The following is a 16,607-nucleotide window of genomic DNA, read 5'->3' as shown; positions in this document are numbered from 1 at the left end:
ACGGACGTTTTAAGGTGCGTTCCGCATCACGAAATGAGTTTGCGAGAAACAGGAAACATCAGCTCGGAACTGTCCTCAAAACCGCCTGCAATTCGTGATATCAAACACGCTATTCCTCATCACTCAATACCCGTTACCTTACAGAAGATTGCCGCCCATTAGGATCATTATGACCATCACTATTTCAGACAAAATCAAAGTTCTGTGGTTTCTTCCCACGCATGGCGACAGCCGTTATCTAGGCACTTCTGAAGGTGGACGAGCCGTGGATCTGCCGTATCTGCAGCAGGTAGCACAGGCTGCAGATACGCTCGGCTATTATGGCGTGCTGCTGCCCACTGGCCGCAGTTGTGAAGACAGTTGGGTTGTTGCCTCGGCACTGGCTCCATTAACAAAGCAACTGCGTTTTCTGGTTGCTGTGCGGCCTGGTTTACAATCACCTACACTGGCCGCGCGCATGACAGCGACGCTGGATCGCATATCGGAAGGCCGGCTGCTGATCAACGTTGTCACCGGAGGCGACCCCGTTGAAAACAAGGGCGACGGCATTTTCCTTTCTCATAATGAACGCTACGAGGTTACCCGGGAGTTTCTGGATATTTACAAGGCCGTTCTACGCGGCGAGACCGTAGAGTTTACCGGGAAACACTTCAAAGTCGAGGACGGGCGCTTGCTTTTCCCTCCTCATCAAACGCCGCATCCACCGCTTTATTTTGGTGGCTCATCTGAAGCCGCGAATGCCGTCGCCGCCGAGCAGATCGACAAGTACCTCACATGGGGTGAGCCTCCGGCAGCGGTGGCGGAAAAAATCAACAGCGTCAATGCGCTGGCAAAAAAGGCCGGACGCAAGGTCAGTTTCGGTATTCGTCTGCACGTCATCGTGCGGGAGACCAATGAAGAGGCGTGGGCAGCAGCCGAAAAGCTGATCAGCAAGCTCGACGATAATACTATTGCTGCGGCGCAAAAGGTGTTTGCCCGCATGGACTCTGTGGGTCAATCGCGCATGAGCCAATTACACGGCGGTCGCCGGGATCAACTTGAGGTCAGCCCCAATTTGTGGGCTGGTGTGGGTCTTGTACGCGGAGGCGCGGGAACCGCTTTGGTTGGTGACGCCGCAACAATAGCAGAGCGCATTGACGAGTATCGTCGCATTGGCATCGATACCTTCATTCTCTCAGGCTATCCACATCTGGAAGAAGCTTACCGGTTTGGTGAACTCGTACTGCCAAACCTGCCGCTTGATCATGAGATTCGCACCAGTGCCACTTCGGTCAATATGGGCCCGTTCGGTGAAACTGTCGCTGGAGACCATCGCCCGGCCAGCCTGCGGGCAATGCAATCGTGATACCAAAGCCTGTTGTTGCAATTATTGGTGGAGGTTTCTCCGGAACAGCCATCGCATATCATCTGGCAAAACAAACCACTCAGAACGACATAGAGATAATTATTGTCGAGCCGAGAGAAAACCTCGGGGGAGGCCTGGCCTATTCCACGACAGACCCCGCACACCGGATCAACGTGCCTGCTACCAAAATGACGATGGTATCAGCCGAGTCTGACCATTTTATCAATTGGCTAAAAACAGACGGGGCAAGCGCTGAAGATATCTTTGCTCAAACTGCGAAAGGCGACGATTTTCCGCAGCGTTCAGTCTTTGGGCGCTACGTCCATGATCATATCAAACCCTTCCTTCAATCGGGACAGGTTCGGCATATAAAGAACAGGGTGGTGTCAGCCACATTTGCTGACGAAAGCTATACTATCGTTTTTGGCGATGATACGGTTTTGAATGCGGACGTCATCGTTGTTGCAACAACCCATCCCTCACCCTCCGTGCCAACCGCCTTGCAGCATCTCACAGGCACATCGCGATTTATCGCAGACCCCTACATCGTGGATGCATTGAACACGATCAAATCAGAGCAAGCTGTTCTGATCGTCGGCACGGGGCTGACAGCGGCCGACATAATTGCTTCGCTTGATCGGCGCAATCATCATGGTCCGATTACCGCTCTTTCACGGCATGGCTATCGTTCTCGCGGACATGCACCTGCAACAGTTGAAGCCTTTGGGACATTCGGCAATGACGCCACCGCACGCTCCCTTTTGCGCACGGTCAGGCAAATGCTCCAGCATGCGGCAAAGAAGGGCCTAAGCTGGCATCCTGTGCTTGATGCTTTAAGGGATCAAGCGCCATCAATCTGGGGCATATTACCCGTCCAAGAACGGCGGCGGCTTGTCCGTCATTTGCGGTCACTCTGGGACGTGCATCGGTTTCGGATTGCGCCTCAAGTGGAGGCTGTTTTGGACCGGCGCCTGCTGGAAGGCAGCCTCACCATTCTTCCGGCGTCCCTGCATTCTGCCCGTATTGACGAAGGCCGTTTTAAGGTGAGCTACCGGCAGCGTTATGGCGCAGGCTTAGAAACAGCAAGCTTTGATGCGATAATCATCACAACAGGGCCCGCGCACTCTGCAATTGCTCGTGAGAACGCGTTTGTGGAATCACTTTTCGCTCAAGGCCTGCTTAGTGCAGATCCGATCGGTATCGGTTTGCATACGGCACAAACCGGACAAGCCATAGGCCTCGAAGGCAAAGCTATACAAAACTTGTATATCGGCGGGCCATTGGCGCGAGGTACGTTCGGCGAGTTGATGGGTGTGCCGGAAGTAACGCGCTATGCAGAATTTCTCGCAGGTGCAATCAAAGATCAGCTTAGCCACAGGTTCGCGACATAAACTCAGACGGTACCTTCACCCGCCTGAGCCTTTTGCCGTGCACAGAGCGCCTGACTCTTTAACTCCAGGCGTGCAGTGGTGGATTCTCGCCATTGAGAAAGTACTTGCCGAGAATTGCGTATTTCCAACGAACCGGATCATGCAGCGTATGGGTTCGTGCGTTACGCCAATGCCTGTCAAGATTATGTTCTGCAAGAGTTGATCTCGTACCTGCGAGTTCAAACAGTTTGTTGGTGGAAGCGATGGCTATCTCGGTCGACAGAATTTTTGCCTCGGCCGTAACAATCTGGGCTTCTGCAACAGTCTCGGCATTCGGGTTAGCAACAGCGCGATCTATGGCATAGCCAGCCTTTTCCAAAAGAGCCTGTGCAGCATGTAAACGCAGATTAAGATCGCCTACTGCCTGAAGCGTGTACGGATCATCCCACGCATGCTCCACGCCACTATCGACCCATGCTCGGCTTTTCGTCCGCACGAAATTTACGGTTTCATCAATTGCAGCTTGGGCGATACCCGTATCAACGGCCACCTGAATGATCTGAAAAATCGCGCCATCCGCAGTGGGCTTTTCATACCCCTTATATCCGGGGACAAGATGGGTTTTGGGAACTTTGACATTGTTGAGAATGACCGTCCCGGACAATGTCGTGCGCTGCCCAAAGCTTGTCCAGTCATCGATGACATTGAGACCCGGAGCACCGCGTTCGGCAATTGCGTACCAGGCACGCCCTTCATCATCAAGGGCGACAATGGGCACAAGATGAGCTAGCAATGCACCGGAAGAATAGAATTTCTGGCCGTTTACAAGTACATAATCGCCGTGATCGGTGAAACGCGTTTCGAAATCAACTGCTCGCTTTGAGCCAAACTCCGAAAAAGCATTCCCAAAACGCGTACCTTTCAAAACTTCTGCAAACAGGAGTTTTTGCTGCTCTTCGTCCGAAACCGTGCGAATAGCTGCAACAACACCAAGATGATTTTGCGCGATCTGCCCGATGGAAGAATCTGCGGCTGAAATAATCTCGATTACCTTTGCCAGTGTTGCATAGGAAAGCTCGGGGCCGCCGAACTTTTTCGGGACGTTGATCGACCATAGCCCGCTTTGGGAAAATGCATCCAATTCAACAATTGGCCAGATACGTTCCCGGTCCCGTTCTGCCGATCCCGTTATAAAGCTCTCAGCCAATTTCTTTGCGATGGCAATCGCCTCAACATCGCTGCTGATTATGTGAGCTAATTCGGCTGGTCGGGGAAATGGCGGAACCGCCTCGGATGCATTGTCGATGTTCACTTTGGAAATGGTCATACAGTATCTCCTCGTTTAATGGATCAGGTTCCAACAGCAGTGAAATAATGGGCTGTTTTGCTAGTTTCGGACTTTTGGCCAAGATACAGGTTCGTCACATCGCTGCCGCTGCGGAGCCGCTCCGCAGTACCGCTCAAAACAGCTTTACCGTTTTCGAGAATTACAGCTTTGTTCGCATATTTGAGTGCCACGGTGGAGTTCTGCTCAGCGACGAGGATTGCAAGTCCGGTGTCGTGATTGAGCTTTCGCAAGGTCTCGAAAATATCCCTGACAACCAATGGTGCTAGGCCCATCGAAGGTTCGTCCAGAACAAGCAGTCGCGGACGTGACATCAAAGCCCTGCCGATGGCTGTCATTTGCTGTTCGCCACCTGATGTAAGGCCCGCCAACGTTCGCCGTTTCTCCTTCAGGCCTGGAAACTGGTCGTAAATTTTTTCCAGATCGTCAGATATCTCGTGCCGGCGTGCATTACGGCCAATGCCGCCCGTTATGAGATTTTCCTCCACCGTCAGATTGCGAAAGCAATGGCGTCCCTCCAGCACCTGAACCAAACCGGAACGTACAAGATCAGCAGGTGCCGTGGCGGGGACATTTTTTCCATCGAAACGGATAGAACCGGTCGTGATCTGACCCCGGCTTGCCGGGAGCAGATTTGATATGGCCTTAAGAGTGGTCGTCTTGCCCGCACCGTTGGTTCCCAGTAGCGCAACGATCTCGCCGTGATCCACAGTCAGGCTCACACCATGCAATGCAGTAATTGCGTGGTTGTAAGTTGCGCTCACACCATCAATGACCAGCAGTGGGTTATTGTCAGCCATAGGATTTATCTCACGTTTTGAGCAGCATCCAGAATCCAGGCCCGGGCAATATCATCACCCTGGCCTCATGCTTCAGTTGGTTGCCGTTACCGCATCCTCAGTCGTGCGTAGCTTGATGCCTTTTTCCTTGGCGTAAGCTTCAGCGGATTTCTCGATAATGGGCCGAAGCAACGCCCAATCAGGCGCAATCCAGTCCGAGACAACATTCCACTTCTTACCGTCCCATTGCTGGAACGTAACGTAACCGTTGCCCTCGTGATTATCCCAGGTCACATTGATCGAATGGAACAAGCCCTTGGCTCCCAATGCCTCTACTCGGGCAGGGTCCAGTTGCAGATGTTCGAACCCCCAACGCACTTCATCGCCGGTCAGCGTTCGTTTTCCAAATTTTTCCTGAGCAATACGGATGGCTTCAACATTGAGAATGCCGTTGACGATTCCCAGATTGTGATACACCGAGCCGATCCGGTTTTTGTCTTCCAGATTGCCCCTGTTATTGTCGTAGAGAGTCTTGACGATTTCCTTCACCACAGGATATTCGGCACCCGAGGCCTGTGTCGTGATGGCCGTATAACCCTTTGCTACGTCACCGGCGGGAATGGCATCTTCTTCCGAATTCGACCAGACATTGCCGACGATGTGATCAACTGGAAAGCCAACCTTTGCAGCGCTTTTCAAGGCAACCGGATTCATGACTCCCCAGCCGCGCAAAACAACATAATCCGGCTTTGCCCGGCGAATTGTCAGCCATTGTGCCTGCTGTTCATTACCGGGGTGCGGGACTTCAATCTGCTGCAGTTCAAAGCCGTATTTTTGTGCAAGGAGTTCATAAATCGGAATGGTTTCCTTGCCGTAAGGTGAGCCATGATAGAGCACGACAATCTTCTTGCCTTTGAGGCTCTCCAGCCCACCTTCCTTTGAGGCGATATAGTTCACGATGCCTGACGTCTCGCTATAAGGGTTGAGCAATAGCGGGAAGACGTACGGAAAAACCCGCCCATCGGTTGAATCCGTACGGCCATGATTGATTGTGATCAGTGGCACCTTGTCCTGCGTAATGCGGTCGATCATCGCATAGGCGATGCCAACGGACAGCGGATTCCACGCGGCAACACCGGGCGTGTTTTTCAGGCGCTCATAAACCTCAACGCCGCGTTCCACTTCATATTGCGTCTCTCCCTCCGACCAGGTGAGCTTGACGCCATTGACACCGCCATCGCGCGTATTGATCAAATTGAGATAGTCGATAAACCCGCCAAAAAACCCCGTTCCACCGGCGGCATAGGGACCGACGCGGTAGCTTTGCAGAGGAAAATACTGCTCGTCCGCGTGAGTGACGGGTATGGCGGCAGACAGAACAAGGCTTGCCGCGATTGCCAACAGTTTGGCTTTGTTGAACATGCGCATTTTTGGATACACTCCTCTCGTTGACCGGCAAAATCCGATCCAATGTTGATTAAAGGCGAAGGTTTTATTGTAGGAACTCGATGGCTCCCCGGACGCATCACTGCCTGAGCAAACGAGTGGTCGTTCGTTTTCGAATCCTGTCCCAGAACGACACCAAGCCATCCGGCTCCAGAATGAGAAACAGGATGATCAGTCCTCCCAGAACGATGCGCTGACTCATATCCAGCACACCGGAATCGAAGAAATCACCAAGCAGGAATGATCCCACTCGCGACAGAATGAGCGGCGTGACGACCAGCAAAGCCGCTCCAAAAAATGCACCGCGTATGGATGCAAGTCCGCCAATGATAATGATGAATAATATCTGGAACGATCGATCGAGATTAAAGCCTGCCGGCTCGACAGTTCTCAGATAGGCGAATGCCCACAAAACGCCGGCAATGCCGATAACGAAAGATGAAACTCCAAAGGCTATCAGTTTCGTTTTCAGTACAGGCACACCGATAATCCGTGCTGCCGTTTCATTATCGCGTACCGCAATGAAATTTCGTCCGGTCTGCGATAAAACCAGCCTGTAGGCAAGAAATGTAAGGACGGCCACGATCGTCAACGAAAACAGATAGCGGCCTACCGCGCTGTTGAATTCTACTCCGGCAATTGAAAGTGGTGGCGCATCGATAACGCCAGACGCAGAATTATTGGAAAACCAGCTAAACTTGGTAAGCGCCCACTGGACGAAAAACTGAGCAGCCAAGGTGGATACTGCCAGATAAAAACCCCTTAGACGAAGGCTCGGCAGGCCAAAAACAATGCCTATGGCAGCGGCAACCACGCCCGATAGAAATATGCTGCCGAGTATTGGCAATCCATCAATCCGAAGATTGAAATTATACGCTGCAAAAGCACCAACCGCTAGAAATGCGGCGCTGCCCAGCGAGACTTGCCCGGCATATCCTGTAAGAATATTCAGCCCTACCCCAGCCAAACTGAGTGCGAGAAAAGGTAGTAGTATCGCTTCAAACAAATAGCTGGTGCCCACCAAAGGAATTATCAGATAGGCAATGCCCAGCAACAGAACGGGAGTAAGCCATCGCGGAGTGTATGATGTTGGAATGGCTTCAAGCGTGGCAATGGTCATGACCTAAACCCTTTCCACCAGCTTTTGTCCGAAAATTCCGGAAGGACGTATCAAGAGGAAAGCCAGGGCAACAACATACGCAAACCAGCTTTCGATGCCTCCACCGAAATATTCACCTATATAAACTTCTGCGAGCTTTTCTGTTGCTCCAATGAGAAGCCCGCCGACTATTGCCCCGGGGATCGAGTCGAACCCGCCAAGCACGAGTACCGGCAAGGCTTTCAGAACCACGAGCGATAAAGAAAACTGAACGCCAAGCCTTGCCCCCCAAAGCAATCCGGCGACCAGTGCGACAAGTCCTGCAACAGCCCACACAGTTGCCCATATCCATGGCAGACGCAGGCCAACTGCAAGTGCTGCAAACTGATCGTCGGCAACCGCACGGAAAGCAAGACCAATCCGGGTGTAGCGAAAGAAAATTGACAGCAACAGCACCAGAACTGCGGCAACCGAAGCAGCAAATAAATCAAACTGGCTTATCAGTACGCCACCAACCTCAAAGGGAATATCGTCAATACCTAGATCCAGCCCATGGACCTGCGTTCCCCATATCAGTTGGGCGGCACCTTCGAGTATATATGAGAGACCCAGTGTCGCCATAAAGAGTGTCATAGGCGGCCTGTTGGTCAGTGGCCTGAGTACGACACGTTCAATTGCAATGCCGATGGCAACCATTACCCCAAAGGTAATAGCCAAAGCCAATGCAAATGGAATGCCTTTTTCCACCAGGCTTACAAAGGTCAGAGCTGCAAAGAGCAGCATCGCTCCCTGAGCAAAATTCAAAACACCCGATGTCTTGTAAACCAGTACAAAACCCAGTGCGACAAGTGAGTACATCACACCCGAGAGCAGACCACCAATCAGGACTTCAAGGAAGAACTGCCAATCGAAATCAAGCATCAGATTCCCCCGCCATCAATGTTTTCAGCTGCAACACCGAGATAGGCGTCAATCACCTTTTGGTCAGCGCGAACTTCTTCTGGTGTTCCATCGGCAATCTTCCGGCCATAATCAAAGACAGCAATATAATGGGAGAGCTCCATGACGACGCCGATGTCGTGCTCGATGAGAACGATTGTCGTGCCGTACTCACGATTGGCCGCGCGGATAAACTTTGTCATTTCAACTTTTTCAGGCTCCGCCAACCCGGCCATGGGCTCATCGAGCAGGAGCAGCGCAGGTTCTGCAACGAGAGCGCGGGCAAGTTCGACGCGCTTTTGCAACCCATAGGGCAAAGTACCAGCAAGTCGGTTACCAACATCAGTGAGATTGAGGAACTTCAGAATTTTGGCCGCACGGTCATGTGCATCTACCTCTTCAGATGGCGATCGGCCAATACCAAATATCTGTCCAAGAAATGTGGATCTGGCTTTATGTGCCCGGCCCGACATGACATTGTCGGTAACGCTCAATCCCTTAAACAAAGCCAGGTTCTGGAATGTGCGTGCAACGCCAAGATGGACCAGCTTTTGCGTAGGCACATTGGTGAAACGGTCATGGCCAATCCTGACATGCCCTCGATCAGGGCGATAAACGCCACTGATAACATTGATCAGTGAGCTCTTGCCTGCACCATTGGGTCCAATGATAGCCCGTATTTCCCCGGGGCGAACTGAAAGATCAATATTCTCCAAAGCGACCACACCACCAAAGGAAAGACTTACGCTTTCAAGTCCAAGCGCGATCTTGCCAGCTGGATGTGGCTCGTTGCCATATACGCGTGCGTTCTGTTGCTCTGCCGCAATATCGACAGGCAGATACGTCGCGGTATGCACTCCCGATATGCGGTTTATTGAGTTCATTCAATTTCTCCAACTACATCGCTACCTGATGAAATTCCGAACGGCAGACAAAAAATCTCGCTCGCAGACCGCGATCAAACCCGGTCAACGTTCAGTCAATACGAATGCCAGATCAATTACGCCGGGCTGTTACTCGGCAGCTACCGCCGTAGATAATTTCTCTTCTTCCAACTCGCGCACTAGCGGAATAACGTGCTTCCCAAAGAATTGGACCTCTTCCTGAAAATGCAAAAATCCGAGCAGGATGAGGTCGGCACCAGCTTCCTTTAGCGCAATAATACGCTTGGCGATCTGTACGGGTGTACCGATGAGATTGCTGCGGAATCCGTCATTATATTGAACGAGATCTTCCAATGACGACTTTGCCCAGTTGCCTTCGCCTTCCGGGGATGCCTTGCCAGCGTTCTTTACTTGGTCGGCAAAACCCTGCACCGCTTCCGGATTGGCTTTGGCGATGATCTCGTCAAGAACAGCGCGCGCTTCGTCTTCAGTTTCACGTGCAATAGCAAAAGCGTTCACACCAACTTTGACGCTATGGCCATTGGCTGCAGCTTTACTGCGAATATCATCCACCTGTTTCTTGATTTCCTCTGGCGTGTTGCCGTTGGTGAAGTACCAATCGGAAACACGGGCAGCCATATCACGCGCAGCACGGGAAGAACCTCCCTGAAAGATTTCAGGTTGCGGATCGACCGGCTTCGGTTTCATTGTGTAATTATTGAACCGATAGAAATCGCCATGGAAAGTGAAATTATCTTCAGTCCAGATACCGCGCAATGCCCGGATGAATTCTTCGGATCGGCGATAACGTTCGTCATGCTCAAGCCAATGCTCACCAATGGCAGCGAACTCACCACGAAACCAGCCGCTCACAACGTTGATAGCAACACGGCCATTGGTCAAATGACTGATCGTCGCGATCTGTTTGGCCGCCAACGTCGGGTTCCATGGTCCAGGCAACAGCGCTGCAATCACCTTCAGCTTGGTCGTAGCTGCCAGCAATGCATGGCTGAAAGCTACTGATTCATGTTGATTTTCGGCACCGTAACCTGCCGTGAACCGTATTTGACTCAAAGCATAATCAAAACCATTAGCTTCCGCGATCTGCGCAAGCTTGCGGTTGTAGTCGATGTCCCAACTGGTCCGCTGCTCTATGTCACTGATCACGAGTCCACCAGAAACATTAGGAACCCAATAGGCAAATTTGACGGGATTGGTGGTTTGCAATGACATGTTCGTATCTCCAAACTAAAATGCTTAAACAGCCTCGTAGAGGCCTGGTTGACTGATCTTGCCTTTGATTGTCCCATTCGGGAAAAGATGAGCTAGCTCGCTAACTGCCCGATCAATGCGTTCGGATACAGCTGGGTTTGTCAGCACATGCCCGCTAAAATCGCTCTCGACCGCATAAACTGCAGTCGGAATTGTCAGCGCATTGAAGAAGCCGAATAAGGGGCGCAGCTGATGCTCTGTCATCAAGCCATGCAGCGGCGTGCCACCGGTCGCTGCCAAAATGACCTTTTTTCCCGTCAACGCGCGAAAGTCGACAAGATCAAACAGATGCTTGATAGCTCCGGTATAGGAGGCTCGATAGACAGGGGAGCCGACAACGAGAACATCCGCAGCTTCCACCTCATCGATAATAGCCCTGCCAGAGTGATCTAGCTGATCGGCTCTCAACGCTTGAAACAGGATTGGCGCGGCGTCCACCAATTCAATCACACGACTTTCAACAGAGAATTTTTGTTCGATTGAACTGACAATGGATCGGACAACCGATGCCGTTCGCGAAGGTCGTTTCACATTGCCCGATAAACCAAGAACTTTTGTATTTCCCACGCTGCAATCTTCCTCTCACTATAAGCAGCGTCAACATAAAAGGGGTGACCGGCATTCGTAAAAGAAACGCATTCCAAAATTCACGCGGGGTACGAAAATTCTGGTGTGTGTAGGTGCGCGCAAAGAGCCAAATGCCCCGCCGCTGGAATCTTGGATCGACGTGCCACGTGAGATAGATGTGGGACGTCTGCAATCAAACAATGAGCTAATCATATATGGTCCGACTCGCCAAAAAATTTGCAATTTTGCTGTATCCAAGGTCGGAAGTTATAGACAACCATTCCTTTGAAAATGCCGATAATAGGCGAATTTTCGCCGATTTCGATTGTAGCGCAGATGTCTACAATTCCTATTAAAGTATTGTATTAAAAGGATTATCCACTGATCGCATTATACTGCAGGTCGACTGCGTGCCAGAACGTCTGGCGCAACTCGCAAGGTATTTCAGCGTTTTTGTACAAACTGCCCGAGCATATTGAAGGTTCAAGGATTAAAGCACGCAGCCTCGGCGTTCGCGTCCGGCATAACCGGCCGCCCCTCGCTAGGGAAGCCCGTCAGATTCACCCGTCTGGCTGTGAAGGGACTGATCGTTGAAGAGCATTTCTCGCCTGATGACGAAGCTCGTGAATTCCATGAGATTCTTCGGGTTACCCGCGGCTGACGGCATTGCGCATCCCTCGATACCGTCCGGGTCCAGCTGCGGAATGAAGTGAGACGTCACGGGCTGCGACGCGACAACCTTGCCTGCATGGAGATATTTGGACCGTCGTTGATAGCTTTCCTTGAAAATTCTCTCGACACCCGGCCCGAGGTGCTTTCTGCCCAGATCCACGACACGCTGTGATATCTTGTACGTTGGCTGACTGCATGCGGGGCAGCTGGCAGGATTGCTCAGAGGCGAATCAACGGCTTCGAGCGCTGACACGAAAAGCGCCATGGCGACGTCATGGGCTTCCGGAAGGTTGCGATATATGCCCGTGGCCCTGTGGAAGATGCTCGCCGCGCGCGTCAGACGGTTGTCGCCAGTCCTTTCTTCAACAAGGTCCTCGCAGAATCGCAGCTGCGCAACGCTGAGCCGGAGCAGACGATCTATCGTGGGAAAGTCATCGAGCCAGTCTTCTTCGACCAGAAACTGGTTTGCATCTTCGTGCCGGGCACTCACTTCACCCTCTCTGTCATGAACCTCTTCGAAGGCGACATTGGTCATGCAGGACAGGGCATCCATCAGTGGGACAAGGCGTACAGCGAATTCGTGCCGAAGATCGGCATCATCGAAACCCCTGACAGAGATACCAATCTCCGACTGTCCATTGGTCAGCGGCCCGCAGTTCCAGTTGCTGCCGCGGTAGTGAGCAAGCGGGATCTGAGGGAATGTTCTGACCTGGGTCGACAGGAAGTGCTCACTGGGCTGGTCCTTGCGTTTGAAAGCCTCCTTCACACACGCCCGGAGCATCTGTCCGATGTCGGGATGGATCTCTTTTATTCCGTATTGAGGATTGAACTGGACCGCCGTGATCACGCCGACCTTCCTATAGCGTATGCTCACCTCCACGCCTGTCGGAGCTGTCGTGCCGAGAGACATCCATCCAAACCGGACCAGTTGCTGCGAGCCGGTTCGACGGGGTGTATATTGCCAGCCAAGTCGCCCAAATCGATCGCGAAGACTTGCCCAGAGCGCGCGCAGAAAAAGGTTGGAATCCGCCAGGGAGGCTAGTTTGAGCTGGTCGACAACGATCACAGGACACCGGAAGTCAATGTGGAAACAATGGGTTCAGCCGTCGCAGTCGGCATGCCGCATTGCGATAGGAATGCCTCCGAAAACACCACATGCGCACTCCTGCCGTTCATCGCGACCTTGTATGTCGAGATCATCAGCCCTTCCGCCTCGACTGCAGAAACGAGGGCCGCACTCGGCTTTCCGGGAAGGAGAAGAACGCAACGATGATCGGACAGATCCAGCATGCGGCTGTAGAGAACGAGCTGGCCCACCCCCTCGTAGATGTCAGCAACCGATGAGCTGGTCTTGATTTCGATGAGAATCCTGGACGGTCCGCCAAGGATGATACCGTCGACTTCATAACCTGCGTCGTGCCGCAGCTTCACAAGATGAAAGCCCGCCTCTTCAACGACACGGCGCAGCGCAAGCCATACCTCGCCCTGACGTCTCAGTATTTCCTTTTCAGGAGTGGCATCCTTCGCCCGCTTGACGAACACACCGCCCTTTTCGTCGGACGCCCATGTCGGCGGTGCGGGCTGCGGGAGAACCAAGCCTTTTGAGAGAAGGCGAGCTCTGGCGCACGCGTGAACGAATTCGCCCGTCTGCCGTCTGATTTCCTCGGCGCTGCCATCGATGTCCGCAACAACATACCAGTCGCGGGCGATCTTGCTGACGGCGCCGGTAACGATCACCGGCTCAAGGCCGCTCAACGTTCTGAACTTCGCGCCTTCGACCTCACCGTCGGAATCCGGGTTTGGACGCAACCGACCCTGCCGGAGGACGAAGCGGCGGCCCTCCGTATCGGCAGCAACGGTGACGAGGCCATTGGTATCGGCCGCCGCCCCGGGTGAATTGATTTCGACCGACCAGGGCTTTCCCGAACTGTGAACCCCCAGCTGCACATCGAATGCGCCCGCTCGCTTGTCGGATGCCGATACCTTCAACATCACCATCTCTTCACTCATCCAGAGCCGGTTGCCCTTGTCCGGACGTGATCCCTGCCTCAGCGCCTCGAGCCATTTACCGAGGGCTGCAACGACGTCATCCAGCTCTGGTATCATTTCAAGAGGCCGAACCGCGAGACAGCCCGCCAGAGCCTGCTCCAGGTCTGCCGCTCCCCGCGGAGGACCAGGCAAATCCAATGAAAGCGTCATCTTTCTCGTGTTGTTTCCACCACTCGCCTGGTCACTCTCGACCCGACCGCCGGCGGTTCCCAGAGCCTTGCGAAGCTTGACGCTATCCGTGCCCCGAAGGCGCAGGGGAAAAGGAAACGCCCGGGGCTCGAAGCTCGGATCGATGGCCTTTTCAAGAACAAGTTTCAAAACGCGATCGCTCGTGATCTGCGCTCGCGTCAGCGTCGCATCGAGATTTGACAGTCTTTCGAGGACGATTTCGACGCCGGCTCCATACTGGGAGTTCCGTCCACGTCCGTCCCCTGATTCGAACGTGATCTCGAAGGTTGGATGCGCGCCTCCGACGCTGAAGGTCGAACGAAGCTCGAGGCCGTTGTTGTCGAGGGGTTTCAAGCGCGCTCCTTCAAAGTATTGTCAGCAGCTTATTCAAATTTGGAAGAGGCTTTTCAAGCTTCTTACGTGATGGGACCGAGGCGGCCGCCCCGGTTCCCGTTTCTCGAGGTTACGACAGCCCCTACTGAATGGGACATCAACTCCTGCAGACCGAGCAAAATTCTGAACGTCCATAAAGATCCTGCGCTGGCCAGGGTGTCACCATGGATACCTTCGAAAGCCTGCGTCCGTTTCGTCACCTCATGCAAGCGCAGAGGCCTGAAATCCGTCGGCCTCAAGGCGCTGGAGTATCTGCAATAGCCGGGCGCACTGCCGCTCTGTCGGTAGCCGTCTCGGAATGCCCGCGGCGACTGCGAGGATCGATGCTTCGTCGGGTGACAAGGCTCTCCGGCGGGTACCCCACCCCTTGACCTCGGACCAGAACCCGCCGCCACGCCTGAGGACCTCGGTCTGCGCCTCGATGCCGTTCAGCATTCGCTGGTCGCGCACTGCGCTCCTTCTGTTCGCACGATGTTCGTCCCGCCCGACGAGCGTATCCTCCCAGTCTTCCGGCCAGGATACCTGCAGGGCCTTGACCCTCGCCCAGCACGCCTGCTGCTTGGCCCACTCAAGCGGATTGGCGATTTCTCCCGGTCCTCCGGTGATCACCGCATGCACAGCTTCCAGCCCGCAGCAGAGGGTGCGCTCGAGAACATCTGTCAATCCCTGCCGTCGCCAGACTTTGTCGAGGTCAACGACACCATCGATCCTGGCAGCATCGAACTGTAGTTTTGCGATGGCATAGGGCACCACGCGGGACCTTATGCCACCGCCCTGGTACCAGGATTGCCTGGTGACAAGTCGCTCTGCCTCGCGGAATACGATTGCCTTTGCTATCGACTGGCGGAAAAAGTCCTCGTTGAACGCGTCCGAACTCTTTTCCCACTCCTTGCCGATGCTGTCTGCGAAATGCACGAAGTTCTTCTGCGAGCCCCTGCTGACGATCTCCGGAAACCCGCGCCAAGGATTGAGGAACTTTGCGAGATCCGTCTTGTCGATCATCTGGCTCTTCGGAAACTCGACATCGAACTTTCGTTTCTGCGCCGTCTTCAGCAGGTTCTTCGCGTCCTGGTACTGGCCCCGGGCCCGTTCGTAGAACCATTTCGATTCTCTGAATGTCCCGTCCGGTGACGGCGCGAAGATTCGCCTCGAAAATTCTTGAAACCGGACATGGAAGGCATGATTTGCGAAGAAGTCGGCCGCATTCACCTTGTTCTGGCTGTTGGCGAACTCCGAGATCTTCGGGACCACGTCGGATGCCATCGACTGCTCGACAATCGACAGCTTCATCTGAACGAAAACCTTGTCGAGACCCGGCTCCTTCTTTCTGCTTGCAGCATGGATCGATGCGGTGGTCTGTCCCCCGTTGACGATCTGAAGGTTGCTGATCGAGGCGATTGACAGGGTCCCGGCATCCTGCGTAAGCTTCACGCTCTCGGCGGTGGCCGTTATCCCATTGTTGAACGCAAAGAACATTTCCGGGTCGCGTTCTATGGTTGTCCGGATTCCCTTGTTGACGCTGCCTCTGGCTTGAAGAAATACGCGAACATTCTGCTCCAACAGCTGGGCACCCCATCGCTCGTAGATGGCGGCGAGTGTGGTTCCTGGGATGACGACAAGGTAGGCCTCGTAGCCCGCCTCCGAAAGGTGCGCCGGGAGTGCTGGGATTGAGCCCCCGAAGTCTTCGGCGAGATCGATCTCGATCTCCTCTCGCCCATGTCCGGAAGAAACGAAACGGTGCAGTCGTGCGATGTCCCATACCGAGTATGCGACGGGAATGTCCCGAAGCTCGTCCGATTCCCTCCCTTCCACCCTGCTGCTCAGCTGCCGATTGGTAATGAGGACGAGCTTGATCTTGTCAATGGTGTGCCAGCGCTTCGCAATCATGTCCGCGACACCGAAGCCAGGTGAAGTCTCTTCCAGGCCCTGCCTGAACGTCGGGTCGAGCGCCTTCAAGATGAAGTTCGTAAGCCTCTTGAACGCGGCGTCCATCTCCGCACGGGAAAGCGACCTGATCTCCGAAGCCTGCGAAAAGTCCACGATGATGAGCGTGAGCTCACCTTCATTCGAGTTCGGATCGCCTGCATAGCCATCAACACGCATGCCGCGCGCCGACTGATAGAGAGCGCGATCTGCAGTGTCGAGTTCACCCGCATCGATCAGTTGCTTGCAGAAGAGATCGAAGAACGCATCTTCCGTAAACTGGCCCTCGGCATCGGCAGATGCCAGCACTTCCTGGAAAAACTCGTGGTTGAACTCTGCCAGCTCCTCGGACACCC

Annotated in this window: 13 protein-coding genes; 2 read left to right on the top strand and 11 right to left on the bottom strand. The window is 53.7% G+C overall.

Annotated features, from left to right (window positions below):
- The first annotated feature begins 169 nt into the window (after nt 1–169).
- Both ssuD and PMI41_RS16025 read left to right on the top strand, forming a co-directional pair.
- A complete protein-coding gene (gene ssuD, locus PMI41_RS16030) occupies nt 170–1,345 on the top strand; it encodes an FMNH2-dependent alkanesulfonate monooxygenase (RefSeq protein ID WP_008126539.1) in 1,176 nt (391 codons plus the stop codon).
- Nucleotides 1,342–2,736 (top strand): FAD/NAD(P)-binding protein, encoded by a 1,395-nt coding sequence (locus PMI41_RS16025; RefSeq protein ID WP_008126538.1) that lies wholly within the window; start codon nt 1,342–1,344, stop codon nt 2,734–2,736. The genes ssuD and PMI41_RS16025 overlap by 4 nt, the downstream gene beginning before the upstream one ends.
- 58 nt (nt 2,737–2,794) lie before the next feature.
- Here the strand turns inward: PMI41_RS16025 and PMI41_RS16020 are convergent, their stop codons facing one another.
- From PMI41_RS16020 to PMI41_RS15970, 11 genes are all read right to left on the bottom strand, one after another.
- A complete protein-coding gene (locus tag PMI41_RS16020) occupies nt 2,795–4,042 on the bottom strand; it encodes an SfnB family sulfur acquisition oxidoreductase (protein WP_008126536.1) in 1,248 nt (415 codons plus the stop codon).
- A gap of 23 nt (nt 4,043–4,065) precedes the next feature.
- Entirely contained in the window at nt 4,066–4,860 is a 795-nt protein-coding gene (locus PMI41_RS16015; protein ID WP_008126535.1) for an ABC transporter ATP-binding protein, read from the bottom strand.
- A 72-nt stretch (nt 4,861–4,932) separates the two neighbouring features.
- Nucleotides 4,933–6,267 carry an ABC transporter substrate-binding protein gene (locus PMI41_RS16010; protein ID WP_008126534.1) on the bottom strand — a complete coding sequence of 445 codons (1,335 nt, stop codon included), beginning with the start codon at nt 6,265–6,267 and terminating at the stop codon, nt 4,933–4,935.
- A gap of 97 nt (nt 6,268–6,364) precedes the next feature.
- Nucleotides 6,365–7,405 (bottom strand): branched-chain amino acid ABC transporter permease, encoded by a 1,041-nt coding sequence (locus PMI41_RS16005; protein ID WP_008126533.1) that lies wholly within the window; start codon nt 7,403–7,405, stop codon nt 6,365–6,367.
- A gap of 3 nt (nt 7,406–7,408) precedes the next feature.
- Nucleotides 7,409–8,305 (bottom strand): branched-chain amino acid ABC transporter permease, encoded by an 897-nt coding sequence (locus tag PMI41_RS16000; protein WP_008126532.1) that lies wholly within the window; start codon nt 8,303–8,305, stop codon nt 7,409–7,411.
- Nucleotides 8,305–9,207 carry an ABC transporter ATP-binding protein gene (locus PMI41_RS15995; RefSeq protein WP_008126531.1) on the bottom strand — a complete coding sequence of 301 codons (903 nt, stop codon included), beginning with the start codon at nt 9,205–9,207 and terminating at the stop codon, nt 8,305–8,307. Before PMI41_RS15995 ends, PMI41_RS16000 begins: the two co-directional genes overlap by 1 nt.
- 129 nt (nt 9,208–9,336) lie before the next feature.
- A complete protein-coding gene (gene sfnG / locus PMI41_RS15990) occupies nt 9,337–10,440 on the bottom strand; it encodes a dimethylsulfone monooxygenase SfnG (RefSeq protein ID WP_008126530.1) in 1,104 nt (367 codons plus the stop codon).
- Between the two features lie 24 nt (nt 10,441–10,464).
- Nucleotides 10,465–11,046: an FMN reductase gene (gene msuE, locus PMI41_RS15985; protein ID WP_008126529.1), complete on the bottom strand. Its 582-nt coding sequence runs from the start codon at nt 11,044–11,046 to the stop codon at nt 10,465–10,467.
- A 541-nt stretch (nt 11,047–11,587) separates the two neighbouring features.
- Nucleotides 11,588–12,784, bottom strand: coding sequence for a hypothetical protein (locus PMI41_RS15980; RefSeq protein ID WP_008126527.1), 1,197 nt, complete (start codon nt 12,782–12,784; stop codon nt 11,588–11,590).
- Nucleotides 12,781–14,289: a hypothetical protein gene (locus PMI41_RS15975; protein ID WP_008126526.1), complete on the bottom strand. Its 1,509-nt coding sequence runs from the start codon at nt 14,287–14,289 to the stop codon at nt 12,781–12,783. The genes PMI41_RS15980 and PMI41_RS15975 overlap by 4 nt, the downstream gene beginning before the upstream one ends.
- A gap of 240 nt (nt 14,290–14,529) precedes the next feature.
- The gene (locus PMI41_RS15970) at nt 14,530–16,605 is read right to left on the bottom strand and encodes an AIPR family protein (RefSeq protein WP_157179410.1); all 2,076 of its coding nucleotides are present in this window, start codon (nt 16,603–16,605) and stop codon (nt 14,530–14,532) included.
- Nucleotides 16,606–16,607: the final 2 nt, after the last annotated feature.

Source organism: Phyllobacterium sp. YR531, assembly GCF_000282595.1.
Lineage (GTDB): Bacteria > Pseudomonadota > Alphaproteobacteria > Rhizobiales > Rhizobiaceae > Phyllobacterium.
This window is presented reverse-complemented; position numbering and strand designations above follow the sequence as displayed.

Bases quoted from the DNA above. Each gene is read 5' to 3' on its own strand.
- ssuD (WP_008126539.1), top strand. From the start codon at position 170: ATGACCATCACTATTTCAGACAAAATCAAAGTTCTGTGGTTTCTTCCC.
- PMI41_RS16020 (WP_008126536.1), bottom strand. From the start codon at position 4,042: ATGACCATTTCCAAAGTGAACATCGACAATGCATCCGAGGCGGTTCCG.
- PMI41_RS16015 (WP_008126535.1), bottom strand. From the start codon at position 4,860: ATGGCTGACAATAACCCACTGCTGGTCATTGATGGTGTGAGCGCAACT.
- PMI41_RS16010 (WP_008126534.1), bottom strand. From the start codon at position 6,267: ATGCGCATGTTCAACAAAGCCAAACTGTTGGCAATCGCGGCAAGCCTT.
- PMI41_RS16005 (WP_008126533.1), bottom strand. From the start codon at position 7,405: ATGACCATTGCCACGCTTGAAGCCATTCCAACATCATACACTCCGCGA.
- PMI41_RS16000 (WP_008126532.1), bottom strand. From the start codon at position 8,305: ATGCTTGATTTCGATTGGCAGTTCTTCCTTGAAGTCCTGATTGGTGGT.
- PMI41_RS15995 (WP_008126531.1), bottom strand. From the start codon at position 9,207: ATGAACTCAATAAACCGCATATCGGGAGTGCATACCGCGACGTATCTG.
- sfnG (WP_008126530.1), bottom strand. From the start codon at position 10,440: ATGTCATTGCAAACCACCAATCCCGTCAAATTTGCCTATTGGGTTCCT.